We start from the raw sequence: 15,175 nt of genomic DNA on the forward strand, positions 1-15,175 counted from the left end.
GTCGCTCTGGCGCCGCGCCCGACGTCGCCGCAGCCGCCCGCGCCCCGGCCCGGGACCTCCAGCGCTCGCCGCGGGACGTGGCCGACCACGTCCCCCACACCGGCGAGCGCGTCGACAGGTTCCGCCGGGCCCTGACCGAGATCGTCACGGTGAACGCCGCGCTGGTCGCCCGGCCGCGCGGACGTCGTCGCCTTCCCGCACGGGGCGGCCAACGGTACCGAGTGGAGGCGGCGCGACGCCGTCACCACGGACCGACGGCCTCCGGGCAGGTTGTTACGTCCGCCGCGCCGCCGGGTACTCAGCAGTGCGTTCCCGGCACCCGCACCACACGCTCCACTCGGGAGATCCGATGCTCCGACTTCCGCCCCGACCAGAACGCGCCGCCCCCCATGAGTGACAGCACCGGACGGACGGTGGAGGGCATGGAACGAGGCGCAGACCCGACGCGGTCGGCTCTGATCGTGATCGACATGATCAATACCTACGACCACGAGGACGCCGAACTCCTCGTGCCGTCCGCCGAGGACATCGTGCCCGTCCTGACCGAGCTGCTCGGCCGGGCCCGCGGGGCGGACGTTCCCGTGATCTACGTGAACGACAACTTCGGACTGTGGCGCTCGCATCACGGGGAGCTGCTGGACGCGGCCCTGTCCCAGCCGAACGCCCACCTGATCGAGCCGATCCGGCCCGACGACCAGTCGCTCTTCGTCATGAAGGCCCGCCACTCGGTCTTCTTCGAGACGCCCCTGTCGTACCTCCTGTGGAGCCTGAACGTCGGGCACGTGGTCCTGACCGGGCAGGTCACCGAGCAGTGCGTCCTCTATTCCGCCCTGGACGCGCACATCCGTCATCTGGAGGTGACGGTACCGAAGGATGCCGTCGCCTCCATCCACCCCCATCTGGCCTCCGCGGCGCTGGAGATGATGGAGCGCAACATGGGCGCCCGGATCATCACGGCGAAGGAGACCGACTTCGCGCCCCGCACCCCGTGAGAACGACTGCGACGCCTGGTCCGGACCGGTCGGGGACGGACCCTCTGTGCTCTCGGCGTGGCATGTCCGGACCCCGGTCCGCTGCGGGGTGGGCCCATGTCGGCACCTGAGACGGGTGCCCTGCAGCGGGAACCGCTGATCGCCGCCGGCCTGCGCCGGCTAATCGCCCAGGCGCTGCGCCCTGCTCCTCGACCATCTGCTCGTCGGGGGGTGACGGTCGCCGGGAGCGGGTCCCGGCTCAGACGTCAGGCGGCCGGGCCGACGTCGACCATCGCTGCGGCATCGGTGCCGGTGTCCTCGTCCGGCGCCGGGCGCAGGTAGGCGGTGATCTGCTTGCCCTCGCCGAGGGGTGCCACGGCGACATCGGCGCTGACCGTGTGCACCACGTGCATCCCGTGGCCGCCGAAGCGCTGCCCGTCGCGCTGTCTGACCACCGGCCGCTGCGCCGAGGTGTCCCACACCGTGACGGCCAGTCCGTCGCCGGACAGCAGAAGGATCATCCCGCAGGGGCCGGGAGCGTGCCGGATCGCGTTGGTGACCAGTTCACTGACGACCAGTTCGGCGTCGATCGCCAGCGGGGCCGGTACGGGAGGGCGGCCGGTGCACGGTACGTACGCCAGGAACGCCCGCAGGGCCCGGCGCGCCTCGACAGCGCAAGCTGCGCCTTCTGCCCAGACCGCGCCGCAGCGCAGGTGGGTCTGCTCGTCCGCGCCCGGCTCATCTGCCGCCTGCTTCATAAGCGGGATGACCATATGGGAGCTCTTTCGTTGTTGTTCGTGTTGCTCAGGGGTCCTTCGGTCGCTCGATTACCCCGGCGTGGACCGCGCATACTGCCGGCGGCCCGCCGATCCGGTGTGCTCTGCGCCGCAGTCGCCCAGCCGCGTTCCCCGCTCGTCCTTCCCGGTGGCGACGGCCGAGGCGGACAGGCGCGTCGCGGCGGCGAGGCTGCCGAAGAGGACGGCCGGGCCGTGGGTGCCAGGGCGACCACCGCCGACGGCACCGGGGTGACCTTCATCCCCAGCGTCCGCGGCCGCCCGCACCTGGTGGCGGTCCACGCGCCGGGGTGGCTGCCGGCGGTGCGGTACCCGGTGGCCGGGCCGGATCCCGTCGGACCGGTGCCGCTGGACACGGTCACCCTGCGCTGGAGGCGCTCGCGCATCCGGTACGGCCGGGGCTCCCGCGCACCCTGCCCCCGCGGTCCGCGCACCACCGGCGAGCCGGCCCACGTCCGGGGACTCACACCTCCGGCGGATTCCCGCCACCCCGACCTGCTGCGCCAGGCGGGCCCGCTCACCCTCCGGCGGCAGGGCCCCGCTCGCGCATCCGGTACGGCCGGGGCTCCCGCGCACCCTGCCCCGCGGTCCGCGCACCACCGGCGAGCCGGCCCACGTCCGGGGACTCACACCTCCGGTGGATTCCCGCCACCCGGACCTGCTGCGCCGGGCGGGCCCGCTCACCCTCCGGCGGCACGGCCGTTACGTCCGCAACACCCTCGACGTGCCCGCGCCGCCATGCGCCACCGATCCGCTGGCGGCCGTACCGCGCTGGGCCGCCGCGGCCCGCGCCGGGTACGGCGGTCTCCCGGCGGAAGCCCGCACCCGCGGGCGGATCGGTCGCTAGCATGAGCGACGATCCCGGCCGCGAGGACCCAGGAGAGCGAGGTCACAGTCAGGGCGAGGGCAAGGTCACAGCCGCACCCTCTGCTGCTCGTTCGTGTCCGTGACCTAGCATCCGAGCATGACGGTCCTGCCTGACGACGGGCTTGAACTGGCCGGCGAGTTCCCTGACGTGCCCCATGAGCAGTGGCAGCGCCTTGTAGCGGGCGTGCTGCGCAAATCGGGCAAGGACGTCGAGGGGGCCGAGGCCGAGGAAGCCCTGTCCACCGCGCTGGAGGACGGGTTGCGCACCCGCCCCCTCTACACCGCCCGTGACTCCGCACCCGAGCCGGGTTTCCCCGGTTTCGCCCCCTTTGTGCGCGGTGGCCGTGCCGAGGGGAACACGGTCGGCGGCTGGGACGTACGGCAACGGCACTCCGCGGCCGACCGGGACGCGGTGCTCGGTGACCTGGAGAACGGCGTCACCTCCCTCTGGCTGACGGTCGGGGAGGGCGGCATCGCGGTGCCGGACCTCGGTCTGGTCCTCGACGGCGTGTACCTCGATCTCGCGCCCGTGGTCCTCGACGCGGGGTGCGATGCCGAGCCCGCCGCGCGGGAGTTGCTGCGGGTGTACGAGGAGCGGGGCGTCGCCCGGGAGGCGGCGCGCGGCAACCTGGGCGCGGATCCGCTGGGGCACGAGGCCCGAACCGGGCAGCAGTGCGATGCCGCGCCGGCGGCGGAGCTCGCGCGGCTGTGCGCCGGGCAGTACCCGGGGCTGCGGGCTCTGACCGTGGACGCGCTGCCGTATCACGAGGCCGGTGGCTCGGCCGCCCAGGAACTGGGCTGCTCGCTGGCCACCGCGGTGACGTATCTGCGGGAGCTGACCGGGGCGGGGCTGGATGTCGAACAGGCCTGTGGGCAACTGGAGTTCCGGTACGCCGCGACCGCCGACCAGTTCCTGACGATCGCGAAGCTGCGCGCCGCGCGCCGGCTGTGGGCCCGGGTGGCCGAGGTCTGCGGGGCGCCGCGCGCGGGAGCGCAGCTCCAGCACGTCGTCACCTCGCCGGTGATGATGACGCGCCGCGACCCGTGGGTGAACATGCTGCGCACCACCATCGCCACGCTGGCCGCCGGGGCCGGCGGTGCCGACGCGGTGACCGTGCTGCCCTTCGACCACGCCCTCGGCCTGCCGGACGCGTTCGCGCGGCGGATCGCCCGCAACACCTCCACGATCCTCATCGAGGAGTCGCACCTGTCCCGGGTCATCGACCCGGCGGGCGGCTCCTGGTACGTGGAGCGGCTCACCGACGAACTCGCCCACGCCGGCTGGGAGTTCTTCCAGCGCGTCGAACGGCTCGGCGGCATGGCGGCCGCCCTGCGGTCGGGCGACGTCGGACGGGATCTCGCCGAGACCTGGCAGGCTCGCACGGCCGGGCTGGCCAAACGACGCGAACCCGTCACCGGTGTCAGCGAGTTCCCGTTTCTCTCGGAGAAGCCGGTCGTCCGCGCGAGCGCGCCCGAGCCGCGCTCCGGAGGGCTGCCGCGTGTACGCCGTGACGAGGCGTACGAGACGCTGCGCGCCCGGTCCGACGCCCACCTCGCCGCGACCGGCTCCCGGCCCCGGATCTACCTCGCCGCGCTCGGCCCGGCCGCCGCGCACACCGCACGCCTCACCTTCGCCTCGAACCTCTTCCAGGCCGGCGGCATCGAGCCGGTCACGGAGGGCACCTTCGAGCAGAGCGGTGCGACGGAGGCCGTGCTGTGCTCCAGCGACGCGCTGTACGCGGAGCGGGCCGAGGCCGCCGTCCAGGAGCTCAAGGCCGCCGGGGCACGGCATGTGTTCCTCGCGGGCCGCCCCGGGGAGTACCCCGGTGTCGACGACCACGTCTTCGCGGGCTGCGACGCCGTGGCCGTGCTGTCCGCGACCCTCGACCGCATGGGAGTGTCCTGATGTCCGCCCCTACCGGCCCGTCCGTCCCCGACTTCTCCGGGATCGAGCTGGGCATCCCGGCCCCCGACGGTGGCGCCGACGAGTGGCGCACGGCGGTCAAGAACGCGTCCGGCGGGGACGACCTGCTCTGGGAGACCCCGGAGGGCATCGCCGTCAAGCCGCTCTACACCGGCCGTGACCTGGAGGGCCTGGACTTCCTGCAGACGTACCCGGGTGCGGCGCCGTACCTGCGCGGCCCGTACCCGACGATGTACGTCAACCAGCCCTGGACGATCCGCCAGTACGCCGGCTTCTCCACGGCCGAGGAGTCCAACGCGTTCTACCGGCGCAACCTCGCCGCCGGTCAGAAGGGCCTGTCGGTCGCCTTCGACCTGCCCACGCACCGGGGTTACGACAGCGACCACCCGCGGGTGACGGGTGACGTCGGCATGGCGGGCGTGGCGATCGACTCGATCTACGACATGCGGCAGCTGTTCGACGGCATTCCGCTGGACAAGATGACCGTGTCGATGACGATGAACGGCGCCGTGCTGCCGGTGCTGGCGCTGTACATCGTGGCGGCGGAGGAGCAGGGCGTACCGGCGGAGAAGCTGGCGGGGACCATCCAGAACGACATCCTCAAGGAGTTCATGGTCCGCAACACGTACATCTACCCGCCGAAGCCGTCGATGCGGATCATCTCCGACATCTTCGCCTTCACCTCGCAGCGGATGCCGCGCTACAACTCCATCTCGATCTCCGGCTACCACATCCAGGAGGCGGGTGCGACGGCCGATCTGGAGCTGGCGTACACGCTCGCGGACGGTGTGGAGTACATCCGCGCGGGCCGTGAAGCCGGCCTGGACGTGGACGCGTTCGCGCCCCGGCTGTCGTTCTTCTGGGCGATCGGCATGAACTTCTTCATGGAGATCGCCAAGCTGCGCGCGGCGCGCCTGCTGTGGGCGAAGCTGGTGAAGCAGTTCGATCCGCAGAACGCCAAGTCGCTGTCCTTGCGCACCCATTCGCAGACCTCGGGCTGGTCGCTCACCGCCCAGGACGTCTTCAACAACGTGACGCGCACCTGCGTCGAGGCCATGGCGGCCACCCAGGGCCACACGCAGTCGCTGCACACCAACGCCCTGGACGAGGCGCTCGCCCTGCCCACCGACTTCTCGGCGCGCATCGCACGCAACACGCAGCTGCTGCTCCAGCAGGAGTCCGGCACGACCCGCGTGATCGACCCGTGGGGCGGCAGCGCCTACGTGGAGAAGCTGACGTACGACCTGGCCCGGCGTGCCTGGCAGCACATCGAGGAGGTCGAGGCCGCGGGCGGCATGGCCAAGGCCATCGACGCGGGCATCCCCAAACTGCGCATCGAGGAGGCCGCGGCGCGCACGCAGGCCCGGATCGACTCGGGCCGCCAGCCGGTCATCGGTGTCAACAAGTACCGGGTGGAGACCGACGAGCAGATCGACGTCCTGAAGGTCGACAACTCCTCCGTGCGGGCACAGCAGATCGAGAAGCTGCGGCGGCTGCGCGCGGAGCGGGACGAGCGGGCCTGCCAGGACGCGCTGGACGCGCTGACCCGGGCCGCCGGCGGCGAGGGCAACCTGCTGGAGCTGGCGGTGCACGCGGCCCGCGCGAAGGCCACGGTCGGGGAGATCTCCGACGCCCTGGAGAAGGTGTACGGCCGGCACGCGAGCCAGATCCGTACGATCACCGGCGTGTACCGCAACGAGACGGGAGAGTCCCCGAGCGTGGACCGCACCCGCACCCTGGTGTCCGACTTCGAGGAGGCCGAGGGGCGCCGCCCGCGCATCCTGGTCGCGAAGATGGGCCAGGACGGCCACGACCGCGGCCAGAAGGTGATCGCCACGGCCTTCGCCGACCTCGGCTTCGACGTGGACGTCGGCCCGCTGTTCCAGACACCCGCCGAGGTGGCCCGGCAGGCCGTCGAGGCGGACGTGCACATCGTCGGCGTCTCGTCGCTGGCGGCCGGTCACCTCACCCTCGTCCCGGCGCTGCGCGAGGCGCTGGCCGAGGAGGGCCGTGAGGACATCATGGTCGTGGTCGGCGGTGTGATCCCGCCGCAGGACGTGCCGACGCTGCTGGAGATGGGAGCGGCGGCCGTCTTCCCGCCCGGGACGGTGATCCCGGACGCGGCGTACGACCTGGTGAAGCGGTTGTCGGACGACCTCGGGCACGACCTGTGATCGATGTCGACGCGTATGTGAAGGGCGTGCTCGACGGGAAGCGGGCGATCATCGCCCGGGCCATCACCCTCGTCGAGTCGACCCGGCCGCAGCACCGCGCGTCGGCGCAGGAGCTGCTGACCGCGCTGCTGCCGCACAGCGGCCGGGCCCGGCGGATCGGGGTCAGCGGGGTACCCGGGGTGGGCAAGTCGACGTTCATCGACGCGTTCGGCACGCTGCTGACCTCGCTCGGGCACCGGGTGGCGGTCCTGGCCGTCGACCCGTCCTCCAGCCGTACGGGCGGCTCCATCCTGGGTGACAAGACCCGGATGGAGCGCCTCGCGGTGGACCCGGCGGCGTTCGTGCGTCCCTCCCCCACCGCCGGCACGCTGGGCGGCGTCGCCAAGGCCACGCGCGAGTCGATCGTGGTGATGGAGGCGGCCGGCTACGACGTGGTCCTGGTGGAGACGGTCGGCGTGGGCCAGTCCGAGACGGCCGTGGCGAACATGGTCGACTCCTTCCTGCTGCTCACCCTGGCCCGCACGGGCGACCAGCTCCAGGGCATCAAGAAGGGCGTCCTGGAGCTGGCCGACGTGATCGCCGTCAACAAGGCGGACGGCCCGCACGAGCGCGACGCCCGTGCCGCCGCGCGGGAACTGGCGGGCGCGCTTCGGCTGATGCACGGCAAGGACGCGTTCTGGACGCCCCCGGTCCTGCACTGCAGCGCCCGTGAGTCGACCGGCCTGGACACCGTGTGGGAGCGCCTGGAACAGCACCGCACGCTGCTGGACTCCACCGGCCGCCTCACCGCCAAGCGGCGCGATCAGCAGGTCGACTGGACCTGGAGCATGGTCCGCGACGAACTCCTCGGCCGTCTCACCGCCGATCCGGCGGTACGGGCTCTGGCGCCGGTGCTGGAGCAGCGGGTCAGGGAGGGCGAGCTGACCCCGACGCTGGCTGCCGAGCGGATCCTCGGCGCGCTCGGGGGTCCGGGGCCGGCGGGTTCCTGAAGCGGCGGCATGCCGGATGGCGATTCCGCATACCCAGCTTGCATGGCTATGCAAAGTGATACATACTCTTTCTATGTCCAAGGTCCTCACCTCCCTGCCCGCCGGCGAGCGCGTCGGCATCGCCTTCTCGGGCGGTCTCGACACCTCCGTCGCGGTCGCGTGGATGCGCGACAAGGGCGCCGTCCCGTGCACCTACACCGCCGACATCGGCCAGTACGACGAGCCCGACATCGCCTCGGTGCCCGGCCGTGCCCAGACCTACGGGGCCGAGATCGCGCGGCTGGTCGACTGCCGCGCGGCACTGGTCGAGGAGGGCCTGGCCGCGCTGACCTGCGGCGCGTTCCACATCCGCTCGGGCGGGCGGGCGTACTTCAACACCACCCCGCTGGGCCGCGCCGTCACCGGCACGCTGCTGGTCCGGGCGATGCTGGAGGACGACGTCCAGATCTGGGGCGACGGCTCGACCTTCAAGGGCAACGACATCGAGCGGTTCTACCGCTACGGCCTGCTCGCCAACCCGCACCTCAGGATCTACAAGCCCTGGCTGGACGCGGCCTTCGTGACCGAGCTCGGCGGCCGCAAGGAAATGTCGGAGTGGCTGCTCGCCCACGGCCTGCCCTACCGGGACAGCACGGAGAAGGCGTATTCCACGGACGCCAACATCTGGGGCGCCACCCACGAGGCCAAGACCCTGGAGCACCTGGACACCGGCGTCGAGACCGTCGAGCCGATCATGGGCGTGAAGTTCTGGGACCCGTCGGTCGAGATCGCCGCCGAGGACGTCACGATCGGCTTCGTCGAGGGCCGCCCGGTGTCGGTCAACGGCAAGGAGTTCGCCTCCCCCGTAGACCTGGTGATGGAGGCCAACGCCATCGGTGGTCGGCACGGCCTGGGCATGTCCGACCAGATCGAGAACCGCATCATCGAGGCCAAGAGCCGCGGCATCTACGAGGCCCCGGGCATGGCCCTGCTGCACGCCGCCTACGAGCGGCTGGTCAACGCCATCCACAACGAGGACACCGTCGCCCAGTACCACACCGAGGGCCGGCGCCTCGGCCGGCTGATGTACGAGGGCCGCTGGCTGGACCCGCAGGCGCTGATGATCCGCGAGTCGTTGCAGCGCTGGGTCGGCGCGGCCGTCACCGGCGAGGTGACGCTGCGACTGCGGCGTGGTGAGGACTACTCGATCCTCGACACCACCGGCCCGGCGTTCAGCTACCACCCGGACAAGCTGTCCATGGAGCGTACCGAGGACTCCGCGTTCGGCCCGGTGGACCGGATCGGCCAGCTCACCATGCGCAACCTGGACATCGCCGACTCGCGCGCCAAGCTGGAGCAGTACGCCGGCATGGGCCTGATCGGCACCGGCAGTCCCACCATCGGCGCCTCCCAGGCCGCCTCGACCGGGCTGATCGGCACCATGCCGGAGCTGCCCGAGGGCGGCGCCGAGGCCATCGCCTCCCGCGGCGCGGTCTCGGAGGAGGACGCGTGGCTGGACCGCGCGGCGATGGAGTCGGGCACGGACTGACCCCGCGGCACCGCCGAGAGGCCGGCCCGACGTGACGTCGGGCCGGCCTCTCGCGTTCCGCACGGGCCGGCCGCCGTCGCGGCCCTCGAGCCGGAACCACCGGTCGAAGGCGGACGCGCCGTCAGCGGGCACTCCTGCGGTGGCACCCCTCGAGCCCCGGCGGTTGGCCCAGAGTGCAGGCGTCGACGCGTTCGGAGGCGCTTGAGTGGTCCCCTGCCTTCGCCCAGGGGGTCTCGTCGGCATCGCGGACGAGGGCGGTACGCACCTCGTCGACATCCCTCAACTCGAAGACGGTCGTCGCGTCCCGGGCGTCACCCTGGCCGTACCGCACGAGGTCGGTGTCCCAGGCGACGTGGTCCCGACGGACGGCAACGCGGCGGGGAGCACCGCGCACGCGCATCCGAAGCTGACGGGGCGTGGGCGCTGCGCCATATGGCCGGGGCGCGGCACGGCTGTGTCGTCTCGTGCCCGCCGGGCGAGCCGAGGGTGCCCGCACCACCGGCCGGCGCCGATACCCCGCCGACCGCACCCGCACCGCCTGCACCGTCGCGCGCACAGCGCGGTGCCCGCCGATCCCGGCGGGCACCGCGCGTTCAGCGTGTCGTGCCGGCCATCTCCCGGACCGGGGTGTCCAGGGCGTCCAGACCGCGCAGGATGTCCTCCACCCGCTGCTTGGCGTCGCCGAAGAGCATCTGCGTGTTCTCGCGGAAGAACAGCGGGTTCTGCACGCCCGCGTACCCGGCGGCCATGGAGCGCTTGAAGACGATCACGTTGGCCGCCTCCCACACATGCAGGACCGGCATGCCGGCGATGGGGCTGGACGGGTTGTCGGTGGCGGCCGGGTTGACCGTGTCGTTGGCGCCGATGACCAGGACGACCGAGGTGGCGGCGAAGTCGTCGTTGATCTCGTCCATCTCCAGGACGATGTCGTACGGCACGTTGGCCTCGGCGAGCAGCACGTTCATGTGCCCGGGCAGCCGGCCGGCGACGGGGTGGATGCCGAAGCGCACCTCCACGCCCCGCTCGCGCAGCTTGCGCGCCAGTTCGGCGACCGGGTACTGGGCCTGGGCGACGGCCATGCCGTAGCCGGGCGTGATGATGACGGAGGTGGCGTCGCGGAGCAGTTCGGCGGTCTCCTCGGCGTTGATCTCCCGGTGTTCGCCCTGCTCGCCGTCGTCGGCGGTCGCCGCCGGTGTGCCGAATCCGCCCGCGATCACCGAGATGAAGGAGCGGTTCATCGCCTTGCACATGATGTACGACAGGTAGGCACCGGAGGAGCCGACCAGCGCGCCGGTGACGATGAGCAGGTTGTTGGCGAGCAGGAAGCCCGAGGCGGCGGCCGCCCAGCCCGAGTAGCTGTTCAGCATCGAGACGACCACCGGCATGTCACCGCCGCCGATGGAGGCGACCAGGTGCGCGCCGAGTGCGAGCGCGATCACGGTGACCGCGATGAGCAGGCCGATGCCGGGGCGTACGACGAACGCCACGGTGAGCCCCACGAACGCGAGGAGCGCGCCGATGTTGAGGACGTGTTTGCCCGGCAGCGTCAGCGGGCGGGAGTTGATGCGGGCCGAGAGCTTCAGGTAGGCGACGACGGAACCCGTGAAGGTGACGGCGCCGATGAACACCCCGATGAACACCTCGGCGTGATGGATGCCCAGCAGCGAGCCGGACAGCTCGGGGTCGACGTCGAGGTAGCCGTTCCAGCCGACGAACGTGGCGGCGAGGCCGACGAGGCTGTGCATGATGGCGATCAGCTCCGGCATGCCGGTCATCTCGACGACCCGGGCCCGCCACAGGCCGATGCCCGCGCCTGCCGCCGTGGCGACGGCGATCAGCACCAGCCCGGTGGCGGTGATGTCGCGCGAGGCGAGACCGACGGTCGCGGCGAGCGCGACGACCATGCCCGCGATGCCCCAGACGACTCCGGAACGGGACGTCCTGTGCTGGGAGAGGCCGGCGAGGCTGAGGATGAACAGCAGCGCGGCGACGACGTAGGCGGCCTGGGCGGCCGTGTCTGTGGTCATCCCTGATCAGCCCTTCGAGAACATGCCGAGCATGCGGCGGGTGACGGCGAATCCGCCGAAGATGTTGATGCTCGCCAGCAGGATCGCGGCGAACGACAGCACGGTGACGGCGGTGTCGCCGTGTCCGATCTGCAGCAGCGCTCCGACCACGACGATGCCGGAGATGGCGTTGGTGACCGACATCAGCGGGGTGTGCAGCGCGTGGTGCACATTGCCGATGACGTAGAAGCCGATGACGATCGCCAGGACGAACACCGTGAAGTGGCCGAGGAGTTCGCTCGGTGAGAAGGCCGTCACCAGGAACAGTGCGAGCGCTCCGGCGGCGACGAGGGCGTACGAGGACCAGGCCGGGCGGGACGGCTTCGCCGGCGCCTCGGACGGGGCCGCTGCTTCCGGGGCCGGTGTGGCGGCGGGCGCGGCCGACACCTGGACCGGGGGCGGCGGCCAGGTCTTCTCGCCCTCGCGGACCACGGTCATCGAGCGCTGCACCACGTCGTCGAAGTCGAGGACGAGCCGGCCGTCCTTGCCGGGTGTGAGCAGCTTCAACAGGTTGACGATGTTCGTGCCGTACAGCTGCGAGGCCTGGGCGGGCAGCCGGCCGGGCAGGTCGGTGTAGCCGATGATCGTCACGTCGTTGTCGGTGACGACGGCCTTCCCGGTGACCGTGCCCTCGACGTTGCCGCCCTGGGCGGCCGCCATGTCGACGATCACGCTGCCCGGCTTCATGCGCGCGACGTCCTCGGCGGTGATCAGCCGCGGTGCCGGACGGCCCGGGATGAGCGCGGTGGTGATGATGATGTCGACGTCGGCGGCCTGCTCGGCGTACAGCTGCGCGGCGAGCCGGTTGTAGTCGTCGGAGGTGGCCTTGGCGTAGCCGTCGGTGCTCACCTCCTGCCGGAGGCCCACCTCGAGGAACTCCCCGCCCAGGGAGCGCACCTGCTCGGCGACCTCGGGCCGGGGGTCGGTGGCGCGGACCACCGCACCGAGGCTTCGGGCCGCACCGATCGCCGCGAGCCCCGCCACCCCGGCCCCGGCCACGAGCACCTTGGCGGGCGGCACCTTGCCGGCGGCGGTCACCTGGCCGGTGAAGAAGCGGCCGAAGGCGTGCGCGGCCTCGACCACGGCCCGGTAGCCGGCGATGTTCGCCATCGAGCTGAGGACGTCCAGGGACTGGGCGCGCGAGATGCGCGGGACGGCGTCCATGGCGAGCACGGTGATCGGACGGCTCGCCAGTTCCTCGACCAGTTCCGGGTTGAGGGCGGGGCTGATCAGCGCGATCAGCGTCGCCCCGTCGCGCAGCCGGCCGATCTCCTCGCCGGAGGGGGCGTTGACCTTCAGCACGATCTCCGCCTGCCACGGGTCGCCGAGCCGGGCTCCCGCCTCCTCGTAGGCCGCGTCGGAGAAGCGGGACGAGGCTCCCGCTCCCGGTTCGACCGTCACGTCGTACCCGAGCGCGACGAGTCTCCCCACGGTGGCCGGCGTCGCCGCCACCCTGGTCTCGCCCGCAGTGGATTCGGCCGGTACGCCGATCCCCTGGGGTTGCGGTTCCGCTGGGACCATCGTCTGCCTCTCCCGTCGTTCGACTGCCTGTCCTCCTTGGTGCCCGCATCCTGCACGTTCGACGCGGCATCCGTGGCGGGCCGTGGTCACATGGCCGAGGAGGTCGTCCTCACACCGCCGAGGGGTTGCCGGGGGACGCGTTCGGGGGGTATCACTGTGCCGCCCGGGACGGAAGAGTCCTGTGATGCGACACGACAGGGCCGGGCGCAGACTGATGGCGTGAGCAGCACGCGCCCGGGGCGCGGCGAGGCCGCGACCCCCTCCCGATCCGCACCGCAGCGGTCCGTCGCGCTGGCGGCGATGATGTTCGCCGTCGCCATGACCTTCATCGACCAGACCATCGTGTCGATCGCGGCCCCGGACATCGTCCGCGAACTGGGTCTGTCGTCCTCCGGGATGCAGTGGGTGGTCAACGCCTACCTGCTGGCCCTCGCCGCGTTCTTCGCCCTGGGCGGCCGGCTCGCGGACCTCTACGGGCCGCGCCGGATCGTCGTGATCGGCACGCTGGTGTTCGTCGTGTCGTCGGTGCTGTGCGGCTGTGTCCCCGAGGGCGGCGCCGCGCAGACCTGGCTGATCGTCTTCCGCGGCACGCAGGGGCTCGGGGCGGCTCTGCTCTTCCCGGCGGCCCTGGCCGTGGTGGTGGCGGTGTTCCCGGTCGAGCGGCGGGGCCGCGCCCTCGCCCTGTTCTTCGGGGTCACCGGCGCGCTGACCGCCATCGGCCCGCTGCTGGGCGGCTGGCTGACCAACTGGACGTGGCGCGCCGTGTTCTGGGTGAACGTGCCCGTGGCGATCGTGGCGCTGGTCCTCACGGCCCTGGCGCACATCCCCGACCGGCGGCGGTCCGGCACCCTGGACGTCCCGGGCGCCGTCCTGATCGCGGCCGGCATGGGCCTGAGCGTCCTCGGGTTCCAGCAGGCCTGGTCCTGGGGATGGGACAGCTGGGCGACCTGGGTGTGCATCGCGGGCGGCCTCGCGATCCTCGCCGGTTTCGTCCGCTTCGAGCGGCGGGTGGAGCATCCGCTGATCGACCTGCGGGTCTTCCGGGACAAGGCCTTCACCGTGGACGCGGCGGTGCTGTTCTTCTCGATGCTCGCCTTCGTCCCGCTGTTCTTCTTCACGTCCGTGTACGCCCAGGTGTCCCTGAGCGCCTCGCCGAACCAGGCGGCCCTGTTCCTGCTGTACTTCTTCGTCGGTTTCGCCATCGCTTCGCAGTGGGGCGGCCGGATCCTCGACAAGAAGGGCGCGCGTCCGGCCCTGAAGCTGGGCACGGCCGTGGGCTGTGTCGGTTTCGCCCTGTGGGCGGGCAAGCTCACCGACCTGTCCATGCACGACCAGTGGCCGTATGCCGCCCTCGCCGGGGCCGGTATCGGCTTCGTCCTGGCGCCGGCCTCCACGGACGCCGTCAACCGGGCCATCGGCGCCTCGTACGGCGAGGTCACCGGCATCACCCAGACCGTGCGCAACTACGCGGCGAGCGTGGGCCTGGCCGTCTACGGAACGATCCTGACCCATGTCACGACCGACAACGTGGTGGGCACCCTGACCTCCCGGGGCATGTCCGCCGCCGACGCGAACACCGTGGCCCGCGACGTCACCGAGTCGATCACCGGCAGCGGCGATTCCCGGCCGCCCACCGGTACCGGCCCAGCGGCCGAGGCGACCCGGGAGTCGATGTCCGCGATCCGCATGGACTTCGCCGAGGCCAACCAGTGGGTGTTCTACGGCATGGCCATCGCCCTGGGCATCGGTTTCCTGTGCGCCCTGCGGCACCCGGGCGGCAAGGCGGCCGACACCTCCTCGACGGAGGAACCGGTCGTGCGGACGCACTGACCGGAGCCCCACCTGCGCTTCAGGACGTGAACAGGCCCGTCGTACGTTCCTGGATCTGCTCCGGCGTCAGGTCCTCGATGGTCCGGGAGATCATCCAGAGATGCCCGAACGGGTCGGCGAGGCGGCCCCCGCGCTGCCCGTAGTGCTGGTCGGCGACGGGGTACACCACCGTCGCGCCGCATCGCAGCATGGCTTCGGCGACGGCGTCCGCGTCGGACACGTCGAGTGCCATGATCACCGGGCTGCCGCCGAGGGACGGGGGAGCCGGGTCACCGTCGTCCTCGTCCTTGACCGCGATCTCCGTGCCGCCGAGACGCAGCATCGCGTGCACGATCCTCCCGTCGCGGGCGGTGTAGCGCTCGGTCTCCTCGGCGCCGAGCGCTTCCTGGTAGAAGTCGATCGCCCGGGCCGCGTCGGAGACCACGAGCCGTGCGTAGAGGCGGGTGACGGCGGGTGTGCCGGTGGTGTTCGTCATGCCCCCACGATCGGGGGTGCCGGGCGGTGTGGATTG

The 15,175-nt window shown here is 71.9% G+C and carries 12 protein-coding genes and 1 pseudogene; 8 read left to right on the forward strand and 5 right to left on the reverse strand.

The annotated features are described in order from the left end of the window. Positions 1 to 422 precede the first annotated feature (422 nt). Positions 423 to 992, forward strand: a complete 570-nt coding sequence (locus ACIQHQ_RS09430; protein ID WP_402611168.1) for a cysteine hydrolase family protein — start codon at positions 423 to 425, stop codon at positions 990 to 992. Positions 993 to 1,237: 245 nt separating this feature from the next. Here the strand turns inward: ACIQHQ_RS09430 and ACIQHQ_RS09435 are convergent, their stop codons facing one another. Continuing rightward, a complete protein-coding gene (locus ACIQHQ_RS09435; RefSeq protein WP_402611169.1) occupies positions 1,238 to 1,729 on the reverse strand; it encodes an ATP-binding protein in 492 nt (163 codons plus the stop codon). A 243-nt stretch (positions 1,730 to 1,972) separates the two neighbouring features. On the opposite strand from ACIQHQ_RS09435, the pseudogene ACIQHQ_RS09440 reads away from it, so the two are divergent. The 6 genes and pseudogenes from ACIQHQ_RS09440 to argG all read left to right on the forward strand — a co-directional run. Further along, positions 1,973 to 2,302 (forward strand): annotated as a pseudogene (locus tag ACIQHQ_RS09440) (DUF5937 family protein); the annotation flags it as partial. A gap of 100 nt (positions 2,303 to 2,402) precedes the next feature. Further along, the gene (locus ACIQHQ_RS09445; protein ID WP_402611652.1) at positions 2,403 to 2,612 is read left to right on the forward strand and encodes a hypothetical protein; all 210 of its coding nucleotides are present in this window, start codon (positions 2,403 to 2,405) and stop codon (positions 2,610 to 2,612) included. A 117-nt stretch (positions 2,613 to 2,729) separates the two neighbouring features. After that, positions 2,730 to 4,538 carry a methylmalonyl-CoA mutase family protein gene (locus ACIQHQ_RS09450; RefSeq protein WP_402611171.1) on the forward strand — a complete coding sequence of 603 codons (1,809 nt, stop codon included), beginning with the start codon at positions 2,730 to 2,732 and terminating at the stop codon, positions 4,536 to 4,538. Beyond that, positions 4,538 to 6,730: a methylmalonyl-CoA mutase gene (gene scpA, locus ACIQHQ_RS09455; RefSeq protein WP_402611172.1), complete on the forward strand. Its 2,193-nt coding sequence runs from the start codon at positions 4,538 to 4,540 to the stop codon at positions 6,728 to 6,730. Before ACIQHQ_RS09450 ends, scpA begins: the two co-directional genes overlap by 1 nt. Then, on the forward strand, positions 6,727 to 7,719 hold the full coding sequence (gene meaB, locus ACIQHQ_RS09460; RefSeq protein ID WP_402611173.1) for a methylmalonyl Co-A mutase-associated GTPase MeaB: 993 nt from the start codon (positions 6,727 to 6,729) through the stop codon (positions 7,717 to 7,719). Before scpA ends, meaB begins: the two co-directional genes overlap by 4 nt. Positions 7,720 to 7,792: 73 nt before the next feature. Further along, positions 7,793 to 9,247, forward strand: a complete 1,455-nt coding sequence (argG, locus tag ACIQHQ_RS09465; RefSeq protein ID WP_402611174.1) for an argininosuccinate synthase — start codon at positions 7,793 to 7,795, stop codon at positions 9,245 to 9,247. Positions 9,248 to 9,368: 121 nt separating this feature from the next. Here argG and ACIQHQ_RS09470 read toward each other — a convergent pair whose 3' ends face one another. The 3 genes from ACIQHQ_RS09470 to ACIQHQ_RS09480 form a co-directional block, all read right to left on the reverse strand. Further along, positions 9,369 to 9,641, reverse strand: coding sequence for a hypothetical protein (locus ACIQHQ_RS09470; protein ID WP_402611175.1), 273 nt, complete (start codon positions 9,639 to 9,641; stop codon positions 9,369 to 9,371). Positions 9,642 to 9,840: 199 nt separating this feature from the next. After that, entirely contained in the window at positions 9,841 to 11,274 is a 1,434-nt protein-coding gene (pntB, locus tag ACIQHQ_RS09475) for a Re/Si-specific NAD(P)(+) transhydrogenase subunit beta (protein WP_402611176.1), read from the reverse strand. 6 nt (positions 11,275 to 11,280) lie between these two features. After that, positions 11,281 to 12,834 carry a Re/Si-specific NAD(P)(+) transhydrogenase subunit alpha gene (locus ACIQHQ_RS09480; RefSeq protein WP_402611177.1) on the reverse strand — a complete coding sequence of 518 codons (1,554 nt, stop codon included), beginning with the start codon at positions 12,832 to 12,834 and terminating at the stop codon, positions 11,281 to 11,283. Between the two features lie 300 nt (positions 12,835 to 13,134). On the opposite strand from ACIQHQ_RS09480, the gene ACIQHQ_RS09485 reads away from it, so the two are divergent. Then, positions 13,135 to 14,664, forward strand: a complete 1,530-nt coding sequence (locus tag ACIQHQ_RS09485) for an MFS transporter (protein ID WP_402611629.1) — start codon at positions 13,135 to 13,137, stop codon at positions 14,662 to 14,664. 19 nt (positions 14,665 to 14,683) lie between these two features. Here ACIQHQ_RS09485 and ACIQHQ_RS09490 read toward each other — a convergent pair whose 3' ends face one another. After that, positions 14,684 to 15,139: a VOC family protein gene (locus ACIQHQ_RS09490; protein WP_402611178.1), complete on the reverse strand. Its 456-nt coding sequence runs from the start codon at positions 15,137 to 15,139 to the stop codon at positions 14,684 to 14,686. Between the last annotated feature and the right edge of the window lie 36 nt (positions 15,140 to 15,175).

This window comes from Streptomyces sp. NPDC092370 (assembly GCF_044755265.1).
GTDB lineage: Bacteria > Actinomycetota > Actinomycetes > Streptomycetales > Streptomycetaceae > Streptomyces.

Coding starts and splice junctions, on each gene's coding strand:
- ACIQHQ_RS09430 (WP_402611168.1), top strand. CDS start 423: ATGGAACGAGGCGCAGACCCGACGCGGTCGGCTCTGATCGTGATCGAC.
- ACIQHQ_RS09435 (WP_402611169.1), bottom strand. CDS start 1,729: ATGAAGCAGGCGGCAGATGAGCCGGGCGCGGACGAGCAGACCCACCTG.
- ACIQHQ_RS09450 (WP_402611171.1), top strand. CDS start 2,730: ATGACGGTCCTGCCTGACGACGGGCTTGAACTGGCCGGCGAGTTCCCT.
- scpA (WP_402611172.1), top strand. CDS start 4,538: ATGTCCGCCCCTACCGGCCCGTCCGTCCCCGACTTCTCCGGGATCGAG.
- argG (WP_402611174.1), top strand. CDS start 7,793: ATGTCCAAGGTCCTCACCTCCCTGCCCGCCGGCGAGCGCGTCGGCATC.
- pntB (WP_402611176.1), bottom strand. CDS start 11,274: ATGACCACAGACACGGCCGCCCAGGCCGCCTACGTCGTCGCCGCGCTG.
- ACIQHQ_RS09480 (WP_402611177.1), bottom strand. CDS start 12,834: ATGGTCCCAGCGGAACCGCAACCCCAGGGGATCGGCGTACCGGCCGAA.
- ACIQHQ_RS09485 (WP_402611629.1), top strand. CDS start 13,135: ATGATGTTCGCCGTCGCCATGACCTTCATCGACCAGACCATCGTGTCG.
- ACIQHQ_RS09490 (WP_402611178.1), bottom strand. CDS start 15,139: ATGACGAACACCACCGGCACACCCGCCGTCACCCGCCTCTACGCACGG.